Annotated in this window: 15 protein-coding genes; 4 read left to right on the top strand and 11 right to left on the bottom strand. The window is 60.0% G+C overall.

Annotated features, from left to right (window positions below):
• Window positions 1–41: 41 nt before the first annotated feature.
• The gene (locus tag HV822_RS16035) at window positions 42–527 is read right to left on the bottom strand and encodes a L,D-transpeptidase (protein WP_238871225.1); all 486 of its coding nucleotides are present in this window, start codon (window positions 525–527) and stop codon (window positions 42–44) included.
• A 60-nt stretch (window positions 528–587) separates the two neighbouring features.
• Window positions 588–1,250, bottom strand: coding sequence for a TetR/AcrR family transcriptional regulator (locus HV822_RS16030; protein ID WP_238871223.1), 663 nt, complete (start codon window positions 1,248–1,250; stop codon window positions 588–590).
• 236 nt (window positions 1,251–1,486) lie between these two features.
• Between HV822_RS16030 and lexA the strand changes: the two genes are divergently transcribed.
• Window positions 1,487–2,095: a transcriptional repressor LexA gene (gene lexA, locus HV822_RS16025; protein ID WP_238871221.1), complete on the top strand. Its 609-nt coding sequence runs from the start codon at window positions 1,487–1,489 to the stop codon at window positions 2,093–2,095.
• A 10-nt stretch (window positions 2,096–2,105) separates the two neighbouring features.
• Window positions 2,106–2,588, top strand: coding sequence for an SOS-induced cell division inhibitor SulA (sulA, locus tag HV822_RS16020; protein WP_238871219.1), 483 nt, complete (start codon window positions 2,106–2,108; stop codon window positions 2,586–2,588).
• Window positions 2,589–2,640: 52 nt separating this feature from the next.
• Here the strand turns inward: sulA and HV822_RS16015 are convergent, their stop codons facing one another.
• The 6 genes from HV822_RS16015 to fadB all read right to left on the bottom strand — a co-directional run bounded on the left by HV822_RS16015 (window position 2,641) and on the right by fadB (window position 9,810).
• Complete coding sequence (locus HV822_RS16015; RefSeq protein ID WP_238871218.1) at window positions 2,641–2,886, bottom strand: hypothetical protein; 246 nt, start codon at window positions 2,884–2,886, stop codon at window positions 2,641–2,643.
• Between the two features lie 63 nt (window positions 2,887–2,949).
• Entirely contained in the window at window positions 2,950–3,450 is a 501-nt protein-coding gene (locus tag HV822_RS16010; protein WP_238871216.1) for a DUF6586 family protein, read from the bottom strand.
• 11 nt (window positions 3,451–3,461) lie between these two features.
• Window positions 3,462–6,083, bottom strand: a complete 2,622-nt coding sequence (gene topA, locus HV822_RS16005) for a type I DNA topoisomerase (protein WP_238871215.1) — start codon at window positions 6,081–6,083, stop codon at window positions 3,462–3,464.
• 91 nt (window positions 6,084–6,174) lie between these two features.
• Window positions 6,175–6,387 (bottom strand): DUF1653 domain-containing protein, encoded by a 213-nt coding sequence (locus HV822_RS16000; RefSeq protein ID WP_174704249.1) that lies wholly within the window; start codon window positions 6,385–6,387, stop codon window positions 6,175–6,177.
• Between the two features lie 69 nt (window positions 6,388–6,456).
• A complete protein-coding gene (gene fadA / locus HV822_RS15995) occupies window positions 6,457–7,632 on the bottom strand; it encodes an acetyl-CoA C-acyltransferase FadA (RefSeq protein WP_083726001.1) in 1,176 nt (391 codons plus the stop codon).
• 30 nt (window positions 7,633–7,662) lie between these two features.
• On the bottom strand, window positions 7,663–9,810 hold the full coding sequence (fadB, locus tag HV822_RS15990; RefSeq protein ID WP_238871213.1) for a fatty acid oxidation complex subunit alpha FadB: 2,148 nt from the start codon (window positions 9,808–9,810) through the stop codon (window positions 7,663–7,665).
• 497 nt (window positions 9,811–10,307) lie between these two features.
• Between fadB and HV822_RS15985 the strand changes: the two genes are divergently transcribed.
• Entirely contained in the window at window positions 10,308–10,745 is a 438-nt protein-coding gene (locus HV822_RS15985) for a universal stress protein (protein WP_238871211.1), read from the top strand.
• 133 nt (window positions 10,746–10,878) lie between these two features.
• Here HV822_RS15985 and HV822_RS15980 read toward each other — a convergent pair whose 3' ends face one another.
• A complete protein-coding gene (locus HV822_RS15980) occupies window positions 10,879–12,801 on the bottom strand; it encodes an ATP-binding cassette domain-containing protein (RefSeq protein ID WP_238871210.1) in 1,923 nt (640 codons plus the stop codon).
• A 198-nt stretch (window positions 12,802–12,999) separates the two neighbouring features.
• Between HV822_RS15980 and HV822_RS15975 the strand changes: the two genes are divergently transcribed.
• Entirely contained in the window at window positions 13,000–14,931 is a 1,932-nt protein-coding gene (locus tag HV822_RS15975) for a transglycosylase SLT domain-containing protein (protein WP_238871208.1), read from the top strand.
• A gap of 32 nt (window positions 14,932–14,963) precedes the next feature.
• On the opposite strand, the gene HV822_RS15970 is transcribed toward HV822_RS15975, so the two are convergent.
• Window positions 14,964–15,896: a chemotaxis protein CheV gene (locus tag HV822_RS15970; protein WP_238871206.1), complete on the bottom strand. Its 933-nt coding sequence runs from the start codon at window positions 15,894–15,896 to the stop codon at window positions 14,964–14,966.
• 131 nt (window positions 15,897–16,027) lie between these two features.
• Window positions 16,028–16,612 (bottom strand): Fe-S biogenesis protein NfuA, encoded by a 585-nt coding sequence (nfuA, locus tag HV822_RS15965; protein WP_238871205.1) that lies wholly within the window; start codon window positions 16,610–16,612, stop codon window positions 16,028–16,030.
• Window positions 16,613–16,759: the final 147 nt, after the last annotated feature.

Below are 16,759 nucleotides of genomic sequence, written 5' to 3'. Positions count from 1 at the left end.
ATACGCGATAACGCCTGCCTGCTGCCACCATGGCGCTGCTCTCAGGCGTCTATCTGGACCAAGCAACCGACCGGCGTACAAGCGAACAGTTCCACCATGTCTTCGTTGCGCATCCGTACGCAACCATGAGACAGCGGGCGACCCATCGGCTGATCATCACCGGTACCGTGTATATAGATGTAGCGTCGCTGCGAATCGACACTGCCGCCGCGGTTGAAACCAGGCTCCTCACCGCACAACCAGAGAATGCGGCTGAGAATCCAATCACGCTGCGCGAAGGCTGCAGCGAGCTCAGCAGACCAAACCTCACCGGTTGGCCGCCGGCCAATAAACACCGCGCCCAACGGCTGACCTTCGCCAATGCGCGCGCGCACCCGGTGCAGGCCACGAGGCGTGCAGCCCGAGCCCTCAGCTTCACCCGCGCCGTTGAGCGCCGTAGATACCGGATAGCGGCACACCGGCTGACCATCGACAAAACCGACGAGCTGCTGATCAGAAAGGGAAATATGGATATGGTCGAGCTGCATGTCACCTCCAACGCTGCGCACACCATAGCGGACGGCGCAGCCAAGGTAAATGCAGCTAAATCAGACGGCCTCGGCCTGCTGCCCTGCTACCGCACTGTCGGCGCGCATACCGGCGGCCAGGAACGGCACCATCAGGCGCAATACGCTATCAACCGGACGCGGCTCACCCAGCTCAGCCTCGGCGATGGCACGCAGCGCCTTCATGCTGGACATGGTGAAAGCGGCACTACCGAGCATGAAATGCACGCGCCAGAACAGCTCCTGTGGTGGGATTCCGGGTACAGCACCGACAACCAGTCCCATATAGCGCTGGAACACCTTGCCGTACACCTCGCTCAGATACTTGCGCAAATGCCCCTGACTCTGACTGAAGGCAAGCCCCAACAAACGCATGAATGTCGCCAAATCATTGCCGCTGCGCGGCTTGACCGCCAGCGCCTGATCGACCAGCATCTCAAGCAGGGTTTCGAGGCTTTGTGTGCTGTCTCCACGCTGCTCGCGCTGATCCAGCTCACGCTCCAGGCTGCTGACAAAAGGGTCAAGAAAACGCACAAAGACCGCTTGAATCAGCGCCTTCTTGGACCCGAAGTGGTAATTGACCGCAGCCAGGTTGACCCCGGCCTTGCTGGTGATCAAGCGCAGCGAGGTTTCGGCAAACCCCTTCTCTGCGAACAGTTGCTCAGCGGCATCCAGTATGCGCTTGACGGTATCAGACTGCGCCATGCGTCCCCCACAGATAGCAAACGATTGGTTACAAACAAGTGTTTCAAACATACGTTTAAAACATTAGACCGTCAACCCTGCTACCCCGCCATACGGCGCAGCGCGTACCTCCCCGCTCATCAGCCCGCTCCTCACCCGCAACGCCCAAGCAACCAGGAAAATCAGCCAATGGGGTTGTCGCGACCAAACAACTGTATATAATCCCAGATACTGGATAAAAACACAGGCACCCTTCCATGCAGAAGCTAACCGCACGACAACAGCAGGTTCTGGCCTTCATCAAGGAGTACATGGACGGCAACGGGTACCCACCTACCCGCGTCGACATAGCCAAGACACTGGGCTTCAAATCCCCCAACGCCGCCGAAGATCACCTGCGCGCACTGGCACGCAAAGGCGCTATTGAAATGATCCCCGGCGCTTCCCGCGGCATTCGCCTGCCCGAGTCAGAAACTGACAACAGCGAAGGCCAGCTGCCCGTCATCGGCCGTGTCGCCGCAGGCGCTCCGGTTTTGGCGCTGGAGAACGTAGAGGATCATTGCCGCATTGATCCGGACTTCTTTCAGCCACGCGCCGACTACCTGCTGCGTGTTCAGGGAGAAAGTATGCGCGACATCGGCATTATGGATGGCGACCTGCTGGCAGTGCACCGCACCAGCGAAGCGCGCAACGGCCAGATCGTCGTGGCACGTATCGGCGAAGAAGTGACCGTAAAACGCTTTCAAAAGCAGGGCCGCAAGGTCTCGCTGATTGCCGAAAACCCGGACTTCAAACCAATCGAAGTCGACCTCACCGAACAGGACCTTACCATTGAAGGTTTAAGCGTCGGCGTTATCCGTCGCTGAGGAGCTGATCATGCAGTACGCCCGCACCGAACAACAGACCCTGACCCAGGCCGACCTGTTTCATAACGCCCTGATGGCCAGCCAACTCAAACACGAGCGCCTTGAGACCGCGTCCAGACAACCCGTCGAGGACATGGAAGGCAGCTATAGCGAGATGAGCCTGCAAGGCAGTGCGCGCCAGTGTCTGCAATGGCTTGCACCGGTACTGCGTGATCTGAGCACACGTAACAGCCGGCGCTGGCTGACACTGATCGACCCACCCGCAGCCGTCAGCCAGCAGTGGTTACGCGGTGCCAACCTTGACCCGCAGCGCATCATGATTGTGCGCTCCAAGTCCGGCATGGACACACTGACCCTATGCTGTGACCTGCTGAAGATGGGCGGCAGCCATACCGTGGTCAGCTGGCTCGACAAGGACAGCTGCATCGCGCCTCGGCTTGAGCGCGCCGCCCGCAGCGGTCACTGCCACAGCCTGAACGTGCATCTGGGCTGATACAAAGAAAAAGGCCAGCTTCTCAGCTGGCCTTTTTGTATCCCTTCGACGCTCAATGCAGAACCCGATCCTCCGGGATCAACTCGCCATCTTCGTCTTCATCGTCCACCATGTGCCCGGCCATTTGCATGCCGGCGCTGATCATGACCTTGGCGACTTCAATGTAGTTGCCTTGCAGATATTCGCGCGCATCGTCGGAGAACTCGATCACCAGCAGCGGCTCCCCTTCCTCGTCGGAGCGACGCAGCGCTACCTTGCCGTTGGCGAGTTCGACGATTTCCAGAAAGGGTGAGGACATGACGCGGTTCTCCTGTATGACAGCGGCGCAGTGTAACACAGCGCCACCCTCAGGGCATCCGCACTACCACTCCTGCATACCGTCACGGTATGCAGCCACGCGCTCGGACAGCGCTTGCAGAGCGTCCTGCGCATCGCTACTGCTCCACTCGGTGGCAGCAACCGCGCTACTCGCTATCAGCGACTGGGCGTTGCTGTCAGCCGGCACCGGCGGCGCTTGCAGGCGCTGCCAAGCACCGACTACGCCAGCCAGCCAGGTGCCCTTGCTATCCGCCAGCTCGGTCAACTCGGCCAATTCCGGGCCGGGAAAGCGCTGCACTACCGACGGCACCAGCACGGCCTCAACCTGACGTGCGTCAACCAGTGGCCAGCGGTAGCGGTCGGCCACCTCATGGATCAGGGCTAGCGCCCCGCGGTACAAGTGAAACACCGCGTGTTCACGGTGGTACTGCGCCTGAGTCAGGGCATCCAGCGCATTGCTGCTCTCTGCCTGCTGCCAGGACTCGATCGCCTTGCGCGCAAAGAACAGCGCCTGATTGGTGCGGGTATAAGCTTCATTGGCCATGGCTGATCACCTCAACGCTTGGCTTTCTTGCTGCGACTGTCATCCACCGACCACTTCTTGCCATCGTGGAATGCACGCCAGCCAGTCGGCTTACCTTCAACTTCCGTCTGTACGTACTGCTCCTTGGTCTTGCGACTATAGCGCACCACGGTCGGGTTACCTTCCGGGTCAGCGACCGGCGCATCCAGCAGAAACTGGTACTTGGGATCGATTTCGCTCTTGTGTGGCAGCAACTCCTTAACCAGCGGCGCGCGGGTTTCCCGGTTTTTCGGGAACTGGCTTGCCGCTAGGAACAGCCCTGAAGCGCCATCACGCAGGACGTAGACGTCATCCACCTTCTCGCACTTGAGTTCCGGCATGGGCACCGGGTCGGCCTTGGGCGGCGCTGCCTCGCCATTGCGCAGCAGTTTGCGGGTGTTCTTGCACTCGCTGTTGGTGCAGCCGAAATACTTGCCGAAGCGGCCCGTCTTCAGCTGCATTTCACTGCCGCACTTGTCGCACTCCAGCGTCGGGCCATCGTAGCCCTTGATCTTGAACTGACCCTCTTCGATCTCAAAGCCGGAACAGTCCGGGTTATTACCGCAAACATGCAGCTTGCGACGCTCATCGATCAGGTAGCTGTCCATCGCCGTGCCACACAGCCCGCAACGATGCTTACCGCGCAATACGCGCGACTCGCCCTCGTCATCATCAGCGGCCACTTCGTTACCCGGCACCAGGTTGATGGTGGCCTTGCAGCGCTCTTTGGGTGGCAGCGCGTAACCAGAACAGCCGAGAAATACGCCGGTGGACGCCGTACGAATCATCATCGGCCGGCCACATTCATGGCAGGCAATATCGGTTAGCGTCGGCTGATTGGCGCGCATCCCCTTGTCGTCGCCGGACGCAGAGGCGGTGCTGAGCTTGGCACTGAAATCGCTGTAGAAGTCATTCAGCACCTTCTTCCAGAGCACTTCGCCCTGAGCAACGTCGTCCAGCGACTCTTCCATGTTGGCGGTAAAGCCATAGTCCATCAGGTTCGGGAAGCTCTCGTTAAGGCGCTCGGTCACGATGTCGCCCATCTTTTCGGCGTAAAAGCGACGATTATTGAGCGTGACGTACCCACGATCCTGAATGGTGGAAATGATTGATGCATAGGTCGAAGGACGGCCGATACCGCGCTTCTCCAGCTCTTTTACCAGACTCGCCTCGGCGTACCGCGCCGGCGGCTTGGTAAAGTGCTGTTTGGGGTCCAGGGCCTGCAGCGCCATGACGTCATCAACCTGAATCTCGGGCAGCACCTCGTCCTCACCGCCCTTGCCCTGCTGCGGCATAACACGGGTGTAACCGTCAAACTTGAGGATGCGACCCTTGGCACGCAGCTCGAAGTCGCCGGCAGCCACCTGAATATTGGTGGACAGGTACTTGGCCGGGGTCATCTGACAGGCCACAAACTGACGCCAGATCAGCTCGTACAGGCGCTCGGCGTCACGCTCCATACCTTTGAGATCGGTCTGCTTGAGCTTCACGTCCGAGGGGCGAATAGCTTCGTGGGCCTCTTGCGCGCCTTCCTTGCTGCTGTACAGATTGGGCTTTTCCGGCAGGTAAGGCGCGCCGAAGTTGCTCTCGATATAGCTGCGCGCCATGGCAATGGCATCCGCCGACAGGTTGGTCGAGTCGGTACGCATATAGGTGATGTAACCCGCTTCATACAGACGCTGGGCCATCATCATGGTTTTCTTTACGCTGAAGCCCAGGCGCGTACTCGCAGCCTGCTGCAGCGTGGAGGTAATAAAGGGCGCATTGGGGCGCGAGCTGGTCGGTTTGTCCTCACGCTTGGCAACCTTGTAGGCCGCTTCTTTCAGCAGCGCCAGGGCGGCATCCGCCTCGGCCTTGTTGCCTGGGCGGAAGGTCTCGCCGTTCTGCTTGACCACCTGAAAGCGCACACTCTCAGCTTTGGGCGTATTCAGCTTGGCGTGAACTTCCCAGAACTCTTCGGGCACGAACGCACGAATCTCGCGCTCGCGATCGACAATCAGCTTTACAGCCACCGACTGCACCCGGCCGGCAGACAGGCCACGGGCGATCTTCTGCCATAGCAGCGGCGACACCATGTAGCCAACCACGCGATCGAGAAAACGCCGCGCCTGCTGCGCGTTGACCCGATTCATGTCCAGATCGCCAGGCTCGGCAAAGGCTTCCTGAATCGCCTTTTTGGTAATTTCGTTGAACACCACGCGCTTGTAGCGGGAATCATCACCGCCAATACTCTCGCGCAGGTGCCAGGCAATGGCCTCCCCTTCGCGGTCCAAGTCCGTCGCGAGATAGACGGTGTCGGCGTCCTTGGCCAGGCGGCGCAACTCGTCCACCACCTTTTCTTTGCCGGGCAGGATCTCGTAATGGGCTTTCCAGTCGTTTTCTGGATCGACGCCCATGCGTTTGACCAACTGGGCACGCGCCTTCTGCTGCTTCTCTTGCTCGCTGGCAGCAGCCTTACGCCCGCCCTTGGGTTTGCTTTCGGTCTTGCCGCTGCCGCTGGTGGGCAGGTCGCGAATATGGCCGATACTCGACTTCACCACAAACTCGTTGCCGAGGTACTTGTTGATTGTCTTGGCCTTGGCTGGCGACTCCACAATGACCAGTGCTTTTCCCATGGATACTTGTTTTCCTGACCCGAACTGAACTCGAAGCTGACACTCAACCCCTTCTGGCAGAACACTGCCGGACAGGCTGGAGGGCCAGAGCCTACACGTCTTCGCTGATAAAGGTAAAGCGTGGATATTGCTCCCCGTCAACCTCAACCTGCTCGTTGAACATGGCCAGCGGCCTGACCCAGAGATCGAAATCACCATACAGAGTGCGGTAGACCACCAAGGGTTCCTCGGTCTCAGAGTGCCGCGCCAGACCGATGACCTGATAGTCCTTTCCTTTATAGTGCCGATAGCGTCCTGGACGCATGTACAACCTCCTTGAAGCAATAAAAAAGCCGAGGCACAGGGCCTCGGCTTTATTCACCAGCCAGAGCCGTTAGACGCGCTCAAAGACCGTGGTGATGCCCTGACCCAGGCCAACGCACATGGTGGAAATCCCAATGGTGCCGTTGTTCTGTTTCATGACGTTCAGCAGGGTGCCAGAGATACGCGCACCGGAGCAGCCAAACGGGTGACCCAGGGCGATGGCGCCGCCGTGCAGGTTCACCTTCTCGTCCATCTGATCCAGCAGCTTCAGGTCTTTCAGGACCGGCAGAGCCTGGGCAGCGAAGGCTTCGTTCAGTTCAACGAAGTCAACATCGCTCATGCTCAGGCCAGCACGCTGCAGGGCCTTCTTGGTGGACGGAACCGGACCATAACCCATGATCGCCGGATCGACACCAGCAACCGCCATGGAGCGGATAACCGCCAACGGCTCCAGACCCAGGGCCTGAGCGCGCTCAGCAGACATCACGATCATGCAGGAAGCGCCGTCAGTGATCTGCGAGGACGTACCCGCAGTCACGGTGCCGCCTTTGGGGTTAAACGCCGGGCGCAGGGCTGCCAGGCTTTCCAGCGTGGTTTCCGGGCGAATGGTCTCGTCTTCGGTGAACAGCTTCAGGAAGCCGTTCTCGTCGTGACCTTCCATCGGGATGATCTCATCCTTGAAATTGCCCTCAACGGTGGCCTTGTGGGCCAGACGGTGAGAACGCTCACCAAAGGCATCCTGCTGCTCGCGGGTGATGCCATGCATCTTGCCCAGCATTTCAGCAGTCAGACCCATCATGCCAGACGCCTTGGCAGCGTACAGCGACAGGGCCGGATTCGGATCAACACCGTGCATCATGCCCACGTGGCCCATGTGCTCAACACCACCAACAACGAATACGTCGCCGTTGCCGGTCATGATCGCTTGCGCGGCGGTGTGCAGTGCGCTCATGGACGAGCCACACAGACGGCTTACGGTTTGCGCAGCACTGGTGTGCGGGATCGGGGTCATCAGCGACGCCATGCGCGCGATGTTCCAGCCCTGCTCCAGGGTCTGGTTTACACAGCCCCAGATTACATCTTCAACTTCTGCCGGATCGATCTTCGGGTTACGTGCCAGTACGCCGGTAATCAGGTTGGCGGACAGGGTTTCAGCACGCACGTTGCGGTACATGCCGCCCTTGGAACGGCCCATCGGGGTACGGCCGAAGTCGACAATAACGACGTCTCTCGGATTCAGGCTCATAGATTTACTCTCGCTCTGTACGTTCCGCGGTTAACCGAAGAATTTCTGACCGTTCTTCGCCATTTCACGCAGCTTTTCAGTCGGTGCGTACATGGCGCCGAATTCGGCGTATTTATCAGCGATGGCGACGAATTCAGCCACGCCCAGGGTGTCGATGTAGCGCAGCGCGCCACCACGGAAGGGCGGGAAGCCGATACCGTAGACCAGACCCATATCGGCATCTGCCGCAGACTCGACGACGCCGTCTTCCAGGCAGCGCACGGTCTCCAGGCACAGCGGAACCATCATGATTTCGATGATTTCTTCGTCGGTGAACTCGCGCTGCTCCAGAACCACATCTTTCAGCAGTTCGTAAGCCTTGGCGTCGACCACCTTCTTCGGCTTGCCCTTCTTGTCCATCTCGTAGGCGTAGAAACCGCTACCGGTCTTCTGACCCAGGCGGCCGGCGTCATACATGACGTCAACAGCGGTGCGGGTCTTGTCAGCCATGCGATCCGGGTAACCTTCGGCCATGACGTCACGGCCGTGATGACCGGTGTCCATGCCGACAACGTCCATCAGGTAAGCCGGGCCCATCGGCCAGCCGAATTTTTCCATGATCTTGTCAACGCGCTGGAAGTCAGCACCCATACCGATCAGACGCGCAAAGCCGCCGAAGTACGGGAACAGAACGCGGTTAACCAGGAAGCCTGGGCAGTCGTTGACGACAACCGGGGTCTTACCCATTTTCTTGGCGTAGGCAACGGTGGTAGCAACCGCCTTCTCGCTGGACTTCTCGCCACGAATAACCTCAACCAGCGGCATCATGTGCACCGGGTTGAAGAAGTGCATGCCGCAGAAGTTTTCCGGGCGTTTCAGCGCTTCAGCCAGATAGGTGATGGAGATGGTAGAGGTGTTGGAGGTGATGATGGTGTCTTCAGTCACCTGACCTTCTACTTCAGCCAGCACCGCGTGCTTGACCTTCGGGTTCTCGACAACCGCTTCAACCACCAGGTCAACTTCCTTGAAGTCGCCGTAGGACATGGTCGGACGGATGGCGTTCAGCGCCTTGGCCATTTGCTCAGGCTTCATGCGGCCTTTGGCTACGCGCTTGCCCAGCAGCTTGGAGGCTTCGTCCAGACCCAGCTGGATGCCTTCCTCGCGGATATCCTTCATCAGGATCGGGGTGCCCTTGACCGCAGACTGGTAGGCGATACCGCCACCCATGATGCCCGCGCCCAGTACCGCAGCCAGGTTAACGTCAGCGGCCTGCTTGTCGTACTTCTTGGCCTTGTGCTTGAGCACCTGATCATTCAGGAACAGACCCACCAGGCTGGCAGCAACGGTCGTCTTGGCCAGCTTGGCAAAACCAGCGGCTTCCACTTCCAGTGCTTTTTCACGGCCATGGTTGGCTGCTTTCTGAATGGTCTTGATGGCTTCAACCGGCGCCGGGTAGTTCGGGCCAGCCTGACCTGCAACGAAACCTTTGGAGGTTTCGAACGCCATCATCTGCTCGATGGTGTTGAGCTTGACCTTTTCCAGCTTGGGCTGACGCTTGGCCTTGTAATCCAGCTCACCGGCAATGGCGCGCTTGATCACGTCGATGGCAGCGGCTTTGAGCTTGTCATCAGCAACAACTGCGTCAACAGCACCGGCTTTCAGAGCCTTGTCGGCGCGCTGCTCGGAGCCACCGCAGATCCACTCAATGGCGTTGTCGACACCGATGATGCGCGGCAAACGTACAGTGCCGCCAAAGCCCGGGTAGATACCCAGCTTGACTTCCGGCAGACCGATCTTGGCGCTGGCGGCCATGACACGGAAGTCAGCAGCCAGACACATTTCCAGACCACCGCCCAGCGCGATGCCGTTGATGGCAGCGACCGTGGGGACATTCAGGTCTTCAAAGGCATTGAAGATCTTGTTGGCGGACAAGTTGCCGGCAACCAGGTCTTCTTCAGGCAGCTTGAAGGTGCTGACGAATTCGGTGATGTCGGCGCCGACGATGAACACGTCCTTGCCGCTGGTGACAACAACGCCCTTGACGTCGGCGTTGTTCTGGATGGCCTGCACTGCCGCATCGAGCTCGGACAGAGTGGCGCTGTTGAACTTGTTGACCGACTCGCCCTGCAGATCAAATCTGAGCTCGACGATGCCGTCTTCAAGGCCTTGAACCGTGATGGCTTTACCTTCGTAAATCATCAACTGATCTCCACGCTATGAAAAGCACATGAGAAACACCGGCTGACCCGACCGCCTGTGCAGACGAGGGCCAAACCCGTGTCATGAACGATCCCGATTATCCGGGACGGGATGAACCAAAAGAATTCATACGACCGTTTGATTCGGGTGCGCACACCTTCTTTTAATTCCTCTCGGATGTCAATTGCCGGCGCGCAGCAGCCCGGTCGGCAACCAGCCTGCGCCCCTCAACAAGAAATATCAAAACCATTAAAAAACAATCACTTGCATGTAAATCTTTGCACGAATAAGCAGCATATAAAATCACTGTGCCAGCACAGCATCGAACCACTGTAGCAGCCACCAAGCAGCTTTCCAGTCGCCGCGCCAGAGCCTTCGCCAGCCTGAAAACATTGCCTGTCGCTGGGAGCGGCGTATGCTGGAAACAGTTTCCTTGCCATGACTGCACACAGCCTAAGAGGCCTGCTAGTATCCGCTCAAAAAAGGAGAAAGTGCCTATGCTGTACAAACACGTACTGGTGGCTGTTGACCTGATCGAAGAATGTCGGGCCGTTGCCGACCATGCCATGCAGCTGGCCAACGCATTAAATGCCGAGCTGTCGCTGTTGCATGTGGTCGAGCCCCTGGCCATGGCTTACGGCGGGGATGTGCCCATGGACTTGTCCATGCTGCAGCAGCAACAGTTCGAGCAAGCCAAGGAGCGCATGCAACTGTTTGCCGCCGACTACGGGTTGCCGGACGAGCGCCTGCAGATCGCCTTCGGCCATCCGCGCCAGGAAATCCACCGGGTCGCCACCGATCAGGCGTGCGACCTTATTGTCGTCGGCAGCCACGGCCGTCACGGCCTCGCTCTGCTGCTGGGCTCCACCGCCAATGACGTGTTGCACGGCGCGCCCTGCGATGTCATTGCGGTACGGCTGGGGAAGAAGGACTAACAGCTGAAGGCTGAAGGCTGAAGGCTGAAGGCTGAAGGCTGAAGGCTGAAAAGCCTAGCCATGCGCTTAGGTTACCCCTCAAGCACCAGCCTGACCTTTCGGCCCTACCACCTCTAGCCTCTAGCCGGGCGGCCTAGCCGCCCGCCTGATCTTCCAGCTCGGCCCAGCGCTCCATGGCGGCGTCGAGTTCGGCTTGTTTGACCTCTACTGCGGCGAGCACCGGCGCGGTGACGTCGTGGGGCTGCTGGTAAAAAGTAGGATCGCCGACCTGGGCCTGCAGCGCTTCCACCTCCGCCTCCAGCTTTTCCAATAACGCCGGCAGCGCATCCAGCTCGCGCTGCAGCTTGTAGCTGAGCTTGGGCTTGCTTGCGGGCGCGGCCGCCGGGGCGGCCGGCGCAGGCGTCGGCTCGGGCTCAGCAGCGTTTGCGGGCTGGGCCTTCTCTCCCCACTCGGCTAGCTGGTCAACGCTACCGCCCTGGCGCAGCCAGTCGGCGTAACCGCCAACGTACTCACGCACGCGGCCCTTGCCCTCAAACACCAGACTGCTGGTGACCACGTTATCCAGGAAGGCCCGGTCGTGGCTGACAATCAGCACCGTGCCATCAAAGCCGGCCAGCACGTCTTCCAGCAGCTCCAGGGTTTCCACATCCAGGTCGTTGGTCGGCTCATCCAGCACCAGCATGTTCGCCGGCTTGCTGAACAGTCGCGCCAGCAGCAGGCGAGCGCGCTCACCACCGGATAGCGCCTTGACGGGCGTGCGTGCGCGTTCAGCCGAGAACAGGAAATCACCGAGGTAACTGATGATGTGCCGGCGATCGCCATTGATCTCGATAAAGTCACGCCCTTCGGAGATGTTGTCGATTACGGTCTTTTCCGGGTCCAGCTGATCCCGCAGCTGGTCAAAATAGGCCACTTCCAGTCGCGTACCGCTATGAATACGGCCGCTGGTGGGCTGCAGTTGACCGAGCAGCAACTTGAGCAGCGTGCTCTTGCCCGAGCCGTTGTTGCCAATCAGACCAATGCGGTCGCCACGGATCACGTTCAGGGTCAGGTCACGCACCAGAGGCGCCTTGTCCGGCCAGGCGAAATTGACCCCCTCGGCCTCGATAACCCGCTTGCCAGACGCTTCTGCGGTTTCCAGCTGGAAGCTCGCCTTGCCCTGGCGCTCAATCCGCTGGGCACGCTCCTCACGCATGGCCTTGAGCGCACGCACACGCCCTTCGTTACGAGTACGGCGCGCCTTGATGCCCTGACGAATCCAGGCTTCTTCCTGCGCCAGCTTCTTGTCAAACAGCGCATTGGCCGTGGCTTCGGCAGCCAACTGCTGCTCCTTGTGCTCAAGAAAACTACGGTAGTCGCCCTGCCAGTCAATCAACTGGCCGCGATCCAGCTCCAGAATCCGTGTCGCCAGCGCCTGCAGGAAGGAACGGTCGTGGGTAATAAAAAGCACAGCACCGCGAAACTCCAGCAGCACCGACTCCAGCCAGGCAATGGTATGGATATCCAGGTGGTTGGTCGGCTCATCCAGCAGCAACACATCCGGCTCGGCCACCAGCGCCTGGGCCAGCAGCACGCGGCGGCGCCAGCCACCGGAGAGCTCGGACATCAGCTTGTCGGCCGGCAGGCCTAGCCGCGTCAGCGTGGTATCGACCAGTTGATCCAGGCGCCAGCCGTCTTTGGCTTCAAGCTGCACCTGCACCTTCTCCAGCCGTGCCAGCTCCGCATCGCCCATCTCGCCGGTGATCAGATGATGGTACTCAGCCAGCAGCTCACCTACCCCTGCCAGGCCGGACGCCACCACGTCATACACGGTCTTATCATCAGCCGCCGGCAGCTCCTGGGGTAACTGGCCAATCTTCAGGCCAGGGGCAAACCAGATATCCCCCTCGTCCGCACCCTGCTCGCCGGTCACCAAGCGAAACAAACTCGACTTGCCGGCGCCATTGCGACCGATCAGACAGACACGCTCACCGCGATCGAGCTGAAAGCTGACCTTGTCGAGCAGCGGGTTGAGGCCGTAGGCCAGGGATACGTCGGAAAACGAGAGCAGTGCCATAACTCACCTGTTGGTTTGCAAGCCGCATAGTCTACCCTCTGGCGGGCGCGCCGATAACCGCTGTGCACCATTTCACATGCGGCCACTATGCCGCTGTCAGGCAACAGGCTAAGCTGTGCCCAAACAGGCTGCAGCCAGCAAAGCAGACAGCCGCAAAGACAATCATCGATCTTGCAACGCCCCAGCGGCAGGAGAATCATGCGTCGCCACACCCGCTCCTTGCTCATCTGTGCCCTGCTCACAGGCCTTCTTCTCCCCGCGCTGACCCAAGCCAATGCCCGATTAGACAGTCAGCGTCTAAACTACGACCGTGCACTAGAGGCCATCGACAAGGCCCAGTGGGAGCAATTTCGGCAGCTGGAGCCAGGGCTGCGCGACTACGTGCTGTATCCCTATGTGCGCCAGGCTTACCTGAACCAGACCTTCGACAGCGCTACCGATCAGGAGCTGGCCGACTTTGTCCGCGACCACAGCAACCTGCCCTTCGCCAGTCGCCTCAAGGACCGCTGGCTGACGCGCCTGGCGCGCCAGGGCAAATGGCAACAGTTTGACCAGCAGTACCAGGAGGCCGACCGCAACGCCAGCCAGGACTGCCGCCGCGCCATGCACCAGTGGGACAGCGGCGATCGTGCCGGCGCCATGCAACAGGCGCAGACCCTCTGGACTGTAGGTCGCTCACAACCCGATGCCTGTGACCCGCTGTTCGACCGCTGGCGTGCAGCCGGCGGCCTGAACGACGACGTCGTTTGGCAACGAATCCGCCTGGCTCTGCTGTATCGCCAGGACGCCCTGGCCCGCTACCTGACCAAGCTGATGCAGCACAATCAGACACTAGCCACCCTGTTTGTCGATACTGCCACCCAGCCGAGCAAGCTCCGCGACACCAGCGCCTATCGCAATCTGCCACCGCAGCGCATGGCTGACATTGCGACCGTCTCGCTGCGCCGCCTCGGCCGCGACGACGCCAGCACTGCGCTGGGCCTCTGGCCGCAATACAAGGATCTGCCCTACACCGAGGAGGACCGCCTGGCGATCACGCGCGATATCGGCGTGCGCCTGGCCAAAAAGGTCGACCCTGCCGCCCTGCTCTTCATGGCTGCCAACGACCCGCAAATGAAAGATGACGACGTTAGCGAATGGCGTGTCCGCCTGGCCCTGCGCACTCGCCAGTGGGATGCCGCCAGCCAGCTAACAGCTCAACTACCGCCCTCGCTGGCCGAGCAGAGCCGCTGGCGCTACTGGCGCCTGCGTAGCGCGCAACTGGCCAACAACGGCGTCGGCGAATTGGTCAGTGAGTACCAGGCGCTGGCACAGGAACGCGACTTCTATGGCTTTCTCGCGGCAGAGCGCGCCCGCCAGCCCTATGCTCTGAATCACCAGCGGGCCAGCGTGCCGGACGCGGTGATGCAAAGCGTGCAGCAGGATCCAGGCACCCTGCGTGCCCGTGAATTTCTGAACCGTAACGAAGTAATCAACGCCCGTCGCGAGTGGTATCACGCCGGCGACCGTTTCAACCGCGAGCAACTGATTGCGCAGGCGCTGCTGGCCAACGAGATGGCCTGGTACTTCCCGGCCATTCGCGGCATCAGCCAGGCGCAGTACTGGGATGACCTGGATATTCGCTTCCCGATGGCCTACCAGCAGCCAATTCAACAGCAGGCCCAGGCCCGTCAGCTCAACACCACCTGGGTGTATGCGATCACCCGCCAGGAAAGCGCCTTTATGGCGGATGCACGCTCGCATGCCGGCGCCATGGGCCTGATGCAGCTAATGCCCGCAACGGCACGGGAAACGGCTCGGCGGTACGCCATCCCCTATTCCGGCAATCAGGACGCGCTGATCCCCGAGCGTAATATCGCCCTCGGCGCAGCTTACCTGTCAGGCCTGCACCAACAGTTTTCCGGCAATCGGGTACTGGCTTCGGCCGCCTACAACGCCGGCCCGGGCCGCGTCCGTCAATGGACTCGCGGCATGGGCAGTCTGCCTTCGGATGTCTGGATTGAGGCCATCCCCTTCGACGAAACCCGCAAGTACGTGCAGAGCGTGTTGAGTTATGCGGTGATCTACGGGCAAAAACTGGGTATCCCCCAGCCGGTCATGGAGCAGCACGAGCGTCATCTGGAGCCCTGAGTTTCATTCACTCCTGGCGCCGCGCTGCGGCGTCAGGGCTCCAGCCGCTGCAGCCGGGCACGCACCACTTCAACCAGCTGGTCAGGCTGAAACTTGGAGAGAAAGCCGTCACAACCGACCTTCTCGACCATGGCCTTGTTGAAGTTGCCGGATAACGAGGTGTGCAGTACGACAAACAGGTCTTTGAGCCGCGGATCTCGGCGAATCTCGGTGGTCAGCCGGTAGCCATCCATTTCCGGCATCTCGGCGTCGGTAATCACCATCAGCAAGCGCTCGTTCATATCTTCACCAGCATCCGCCCAGCCCTGCAACATACGTAGCGCCTTTAGCCCGTCTGTCGCCACATGCAGCTTGAGGTCAAGCTGAGCCAGAGTGTCGCGCACCTGGTTGACACCCGTCGGTGAGTCATCCACCACCAGCACCTCGCGGCCACGCGCGCGCTGCAGCAGCGGATCTTCCAGCAAGGCATCACTGACCCGGGTATTGAAAGGCACAATTTCGGCAAGCACCTTCTCCACGTCAATAATCTCGACCAGGCGCATATTCTCCAGCCGGGTAATGGCCGTGAGGTAGTGCGCGCGTCCGGCACCACGCGGCGGCGGCTGAACGGCATCCCAGTTGAGGTTCATGATCCGGTCAACGGTGCGGACAAGAAAGGCCTGCACGGAGAGGTTGTATTCAGTAACGATGATGGTGCTGTTGCCGTCTAACGGCTGCGGCTGCAAGCCAATTGCACCTGAGAGGTCAATCACCGGGATGGTCTGTCCACGCAGATGAATCACGCCAACGACATTAGGGTGACGCTGGGGCATCTGGGTAAGCGTGGGCAGGGTAAGAACTTCGCGAATCTTGAACACGTTGAGCGCAAACAGCTGCGGCCCGGCCAACTGAAACAGCAGAATTTCCAGCCGGTTTTCGCCTACCAGGCGCGTGCGCTGATCAACCGTATCCAGAACCCCTGCCATAACCTTGCCTCACCAAGCGGATGGAACACGGACTGGCTAGGTGCCAGCCCGCTTTCGGCAGTATAGCGTCAGAGGTGCAGCCCCGCGCAAGCATCGATGACGCCTGCGCAAGCGGCGATCCAGCAAGGGTGTCAGTAGTAAGCGTTTTCGGTAACGCTGTGATCGGTTGCGTCGCGCACCGCCGTGATCTCCGGAATACGCGCGATCATGGTTTTCTCGATGCCTTCCTTGAGCGTGACGTCAACCATACCGCAGCCCTGACAACCGCCACCAAACTGCAGAATGGCGATGCCGCCCTCAACCACATCCACCAGCTTGACGTCGCCGCCATGACTGGCCAGACCGGGGTTGATCTCGGTCTGCAGCAAGTAGTTGATGCGGTCGTTCAGCGGACTGTCGTCGTTGACCATCGGCACCTTGGCGTTGGGCGCCTTGATGGTCAGTTGACCGCCCATGCGGTCAGTCGCGAAATCCACCAGCGCCTCCTCCAGAAAAGGCACGCTGACGGCGTCTTGCCATACATTAAAGGAGTCCAGTTTCAGCAACTGATCTTCCGGCTTTTCTTCACCGGGCTTGCAGTAGGCAATGCAGGTTTCTGCGTAGGGCGTGCCGGGCTGGGTGATAAACACCCGGATGCCAACGCCCTCGGAGTCCTGCTTGGACAGCAGGTCAGCAAGATACTCCTCTGCTGCCTGGGTAAAAACGATACCTGCCATGAAATGCCTCGTACTCAATGACCTTACTAGGCCGCAAGTGTAAGGGATGCGGGCTTACGAATAAAGCCCTACCTTTTTGCTTGGTTATTATCCAGACACTAGCCAACTGCCGGCCAGGCCCACGTCGTGCTATGCTTCTCGGCTTTT

Origin of the sequence: Halopseudomonas maritima, assembly GCF_021545785.1 — a bacterium.
Lineage (GTDB): Bacteria > Pseudomonadota > Gammaproteobacteria > Pseudomonadales > Pseudomonadaceae > Halopseudomonas > Halopseudomonas maritima.
This window is presented reverse-complemented; position numbering and strand designations above follow the sequence as displayed.

Coding starts and splice junctions, on each gene's coding strand:
- HV822_RS16035 (WP_238871225.1), bottom strand. CDS start 527: ATGCAGCTCGACCATATCCATATTTCCCTTTCTGATCAGCAGCTCGTC.
- HV822_RS16030 (WP_238871223.1), bottom strand. CDS start 1,250: ATGGCGCAGTCTGATACCGTCAAGCGCATACTGGATGCCGCTGAGCAA.
- lexA (WP_238871221.1), top strand. CDS start 1,487: ATGCAGAAGCTAACCGCACGACAACAGCAGGTTCTGGCCTTCATCAAG.
- sulA (WP_238871219.1), top strand. CDS start 2,106: ATGCAGTACGCCCGCACCGAACAACAGACCCTGACCCAGGCCGACCTG.
- HV822_RS16015 (WP_238871218.1), bottom strand. CDS start 2,886: ATGTCCTCACCCTTTCTGGAAATCGTCGAACTCGCCAACGGCAAGGTA.
- HV822_RS16010 (WP_238871216.1), bottom strand. CDS start 3,450: ATGGCCAATGAAGCTTATACCCGCACCAATCAGGCGCTGTTCTTTGCG.
- topA (WP_238871215.1), bottom strand. CDS start 6,083: ATGGGAAAAGCACTGGTCATTGTGGAGTCGCCAGCCAAGGCCAAGACA.
- HV822_RS16000 (WP_174704249.1), bottom strand. CDS start 6,387: ATGCGTCCAGGACGCTATCGGCACTATAAAGGAAAGGACTATCAGGTC.
- fadA (WP_083726001.1), bottom strand. CDS start 7,632: ATGAGCCTGAATCCGAGAGACGTCGTTATTGTCGACTTCGGCCGTACC.
- fadB (WP_238871213.1), bottom strand. CDS start 9,810: ATGATTTACGAAGGTAAAGCCATCACGGTTCAAGGCCTTGAAGACGGC.
- HV822_RS15985 (WP_238871211.1), top strand. CDS start 10,308: ATGCTGTACAAACACGTACTGGTGGCTGTTGACCTGATCGAAGAATGT.
- HV822_RS15980 (WP_238871210.1), bottom strand. CDS start 12,801: ATGGCACTGCTCTCGTTTTCCGACGTATCCCTGGCCTACGGCCTCAAC.
- HV822_RS15975 (WP_238871208.1), top strand. CDS start 13,000: ATGCGTCGCCACACCCGCTCCTTGCTCATCTGTGCCCTGCTCACAGGC.
- HV822_RS15970 (WP_238871206.1), bottom strand. CDS start 15,896: ATGGCAGGGGTTCTGGATACGGTTGATCAGCGCACGCGCCTGGTAGGC.
- nfuA (WP_238871205.1), bottom strand. CDS start 16,612: ATGGCAGGTATCGTTTTTACCCAGGCAGCAGAGGAGTATCTTGCTGAC.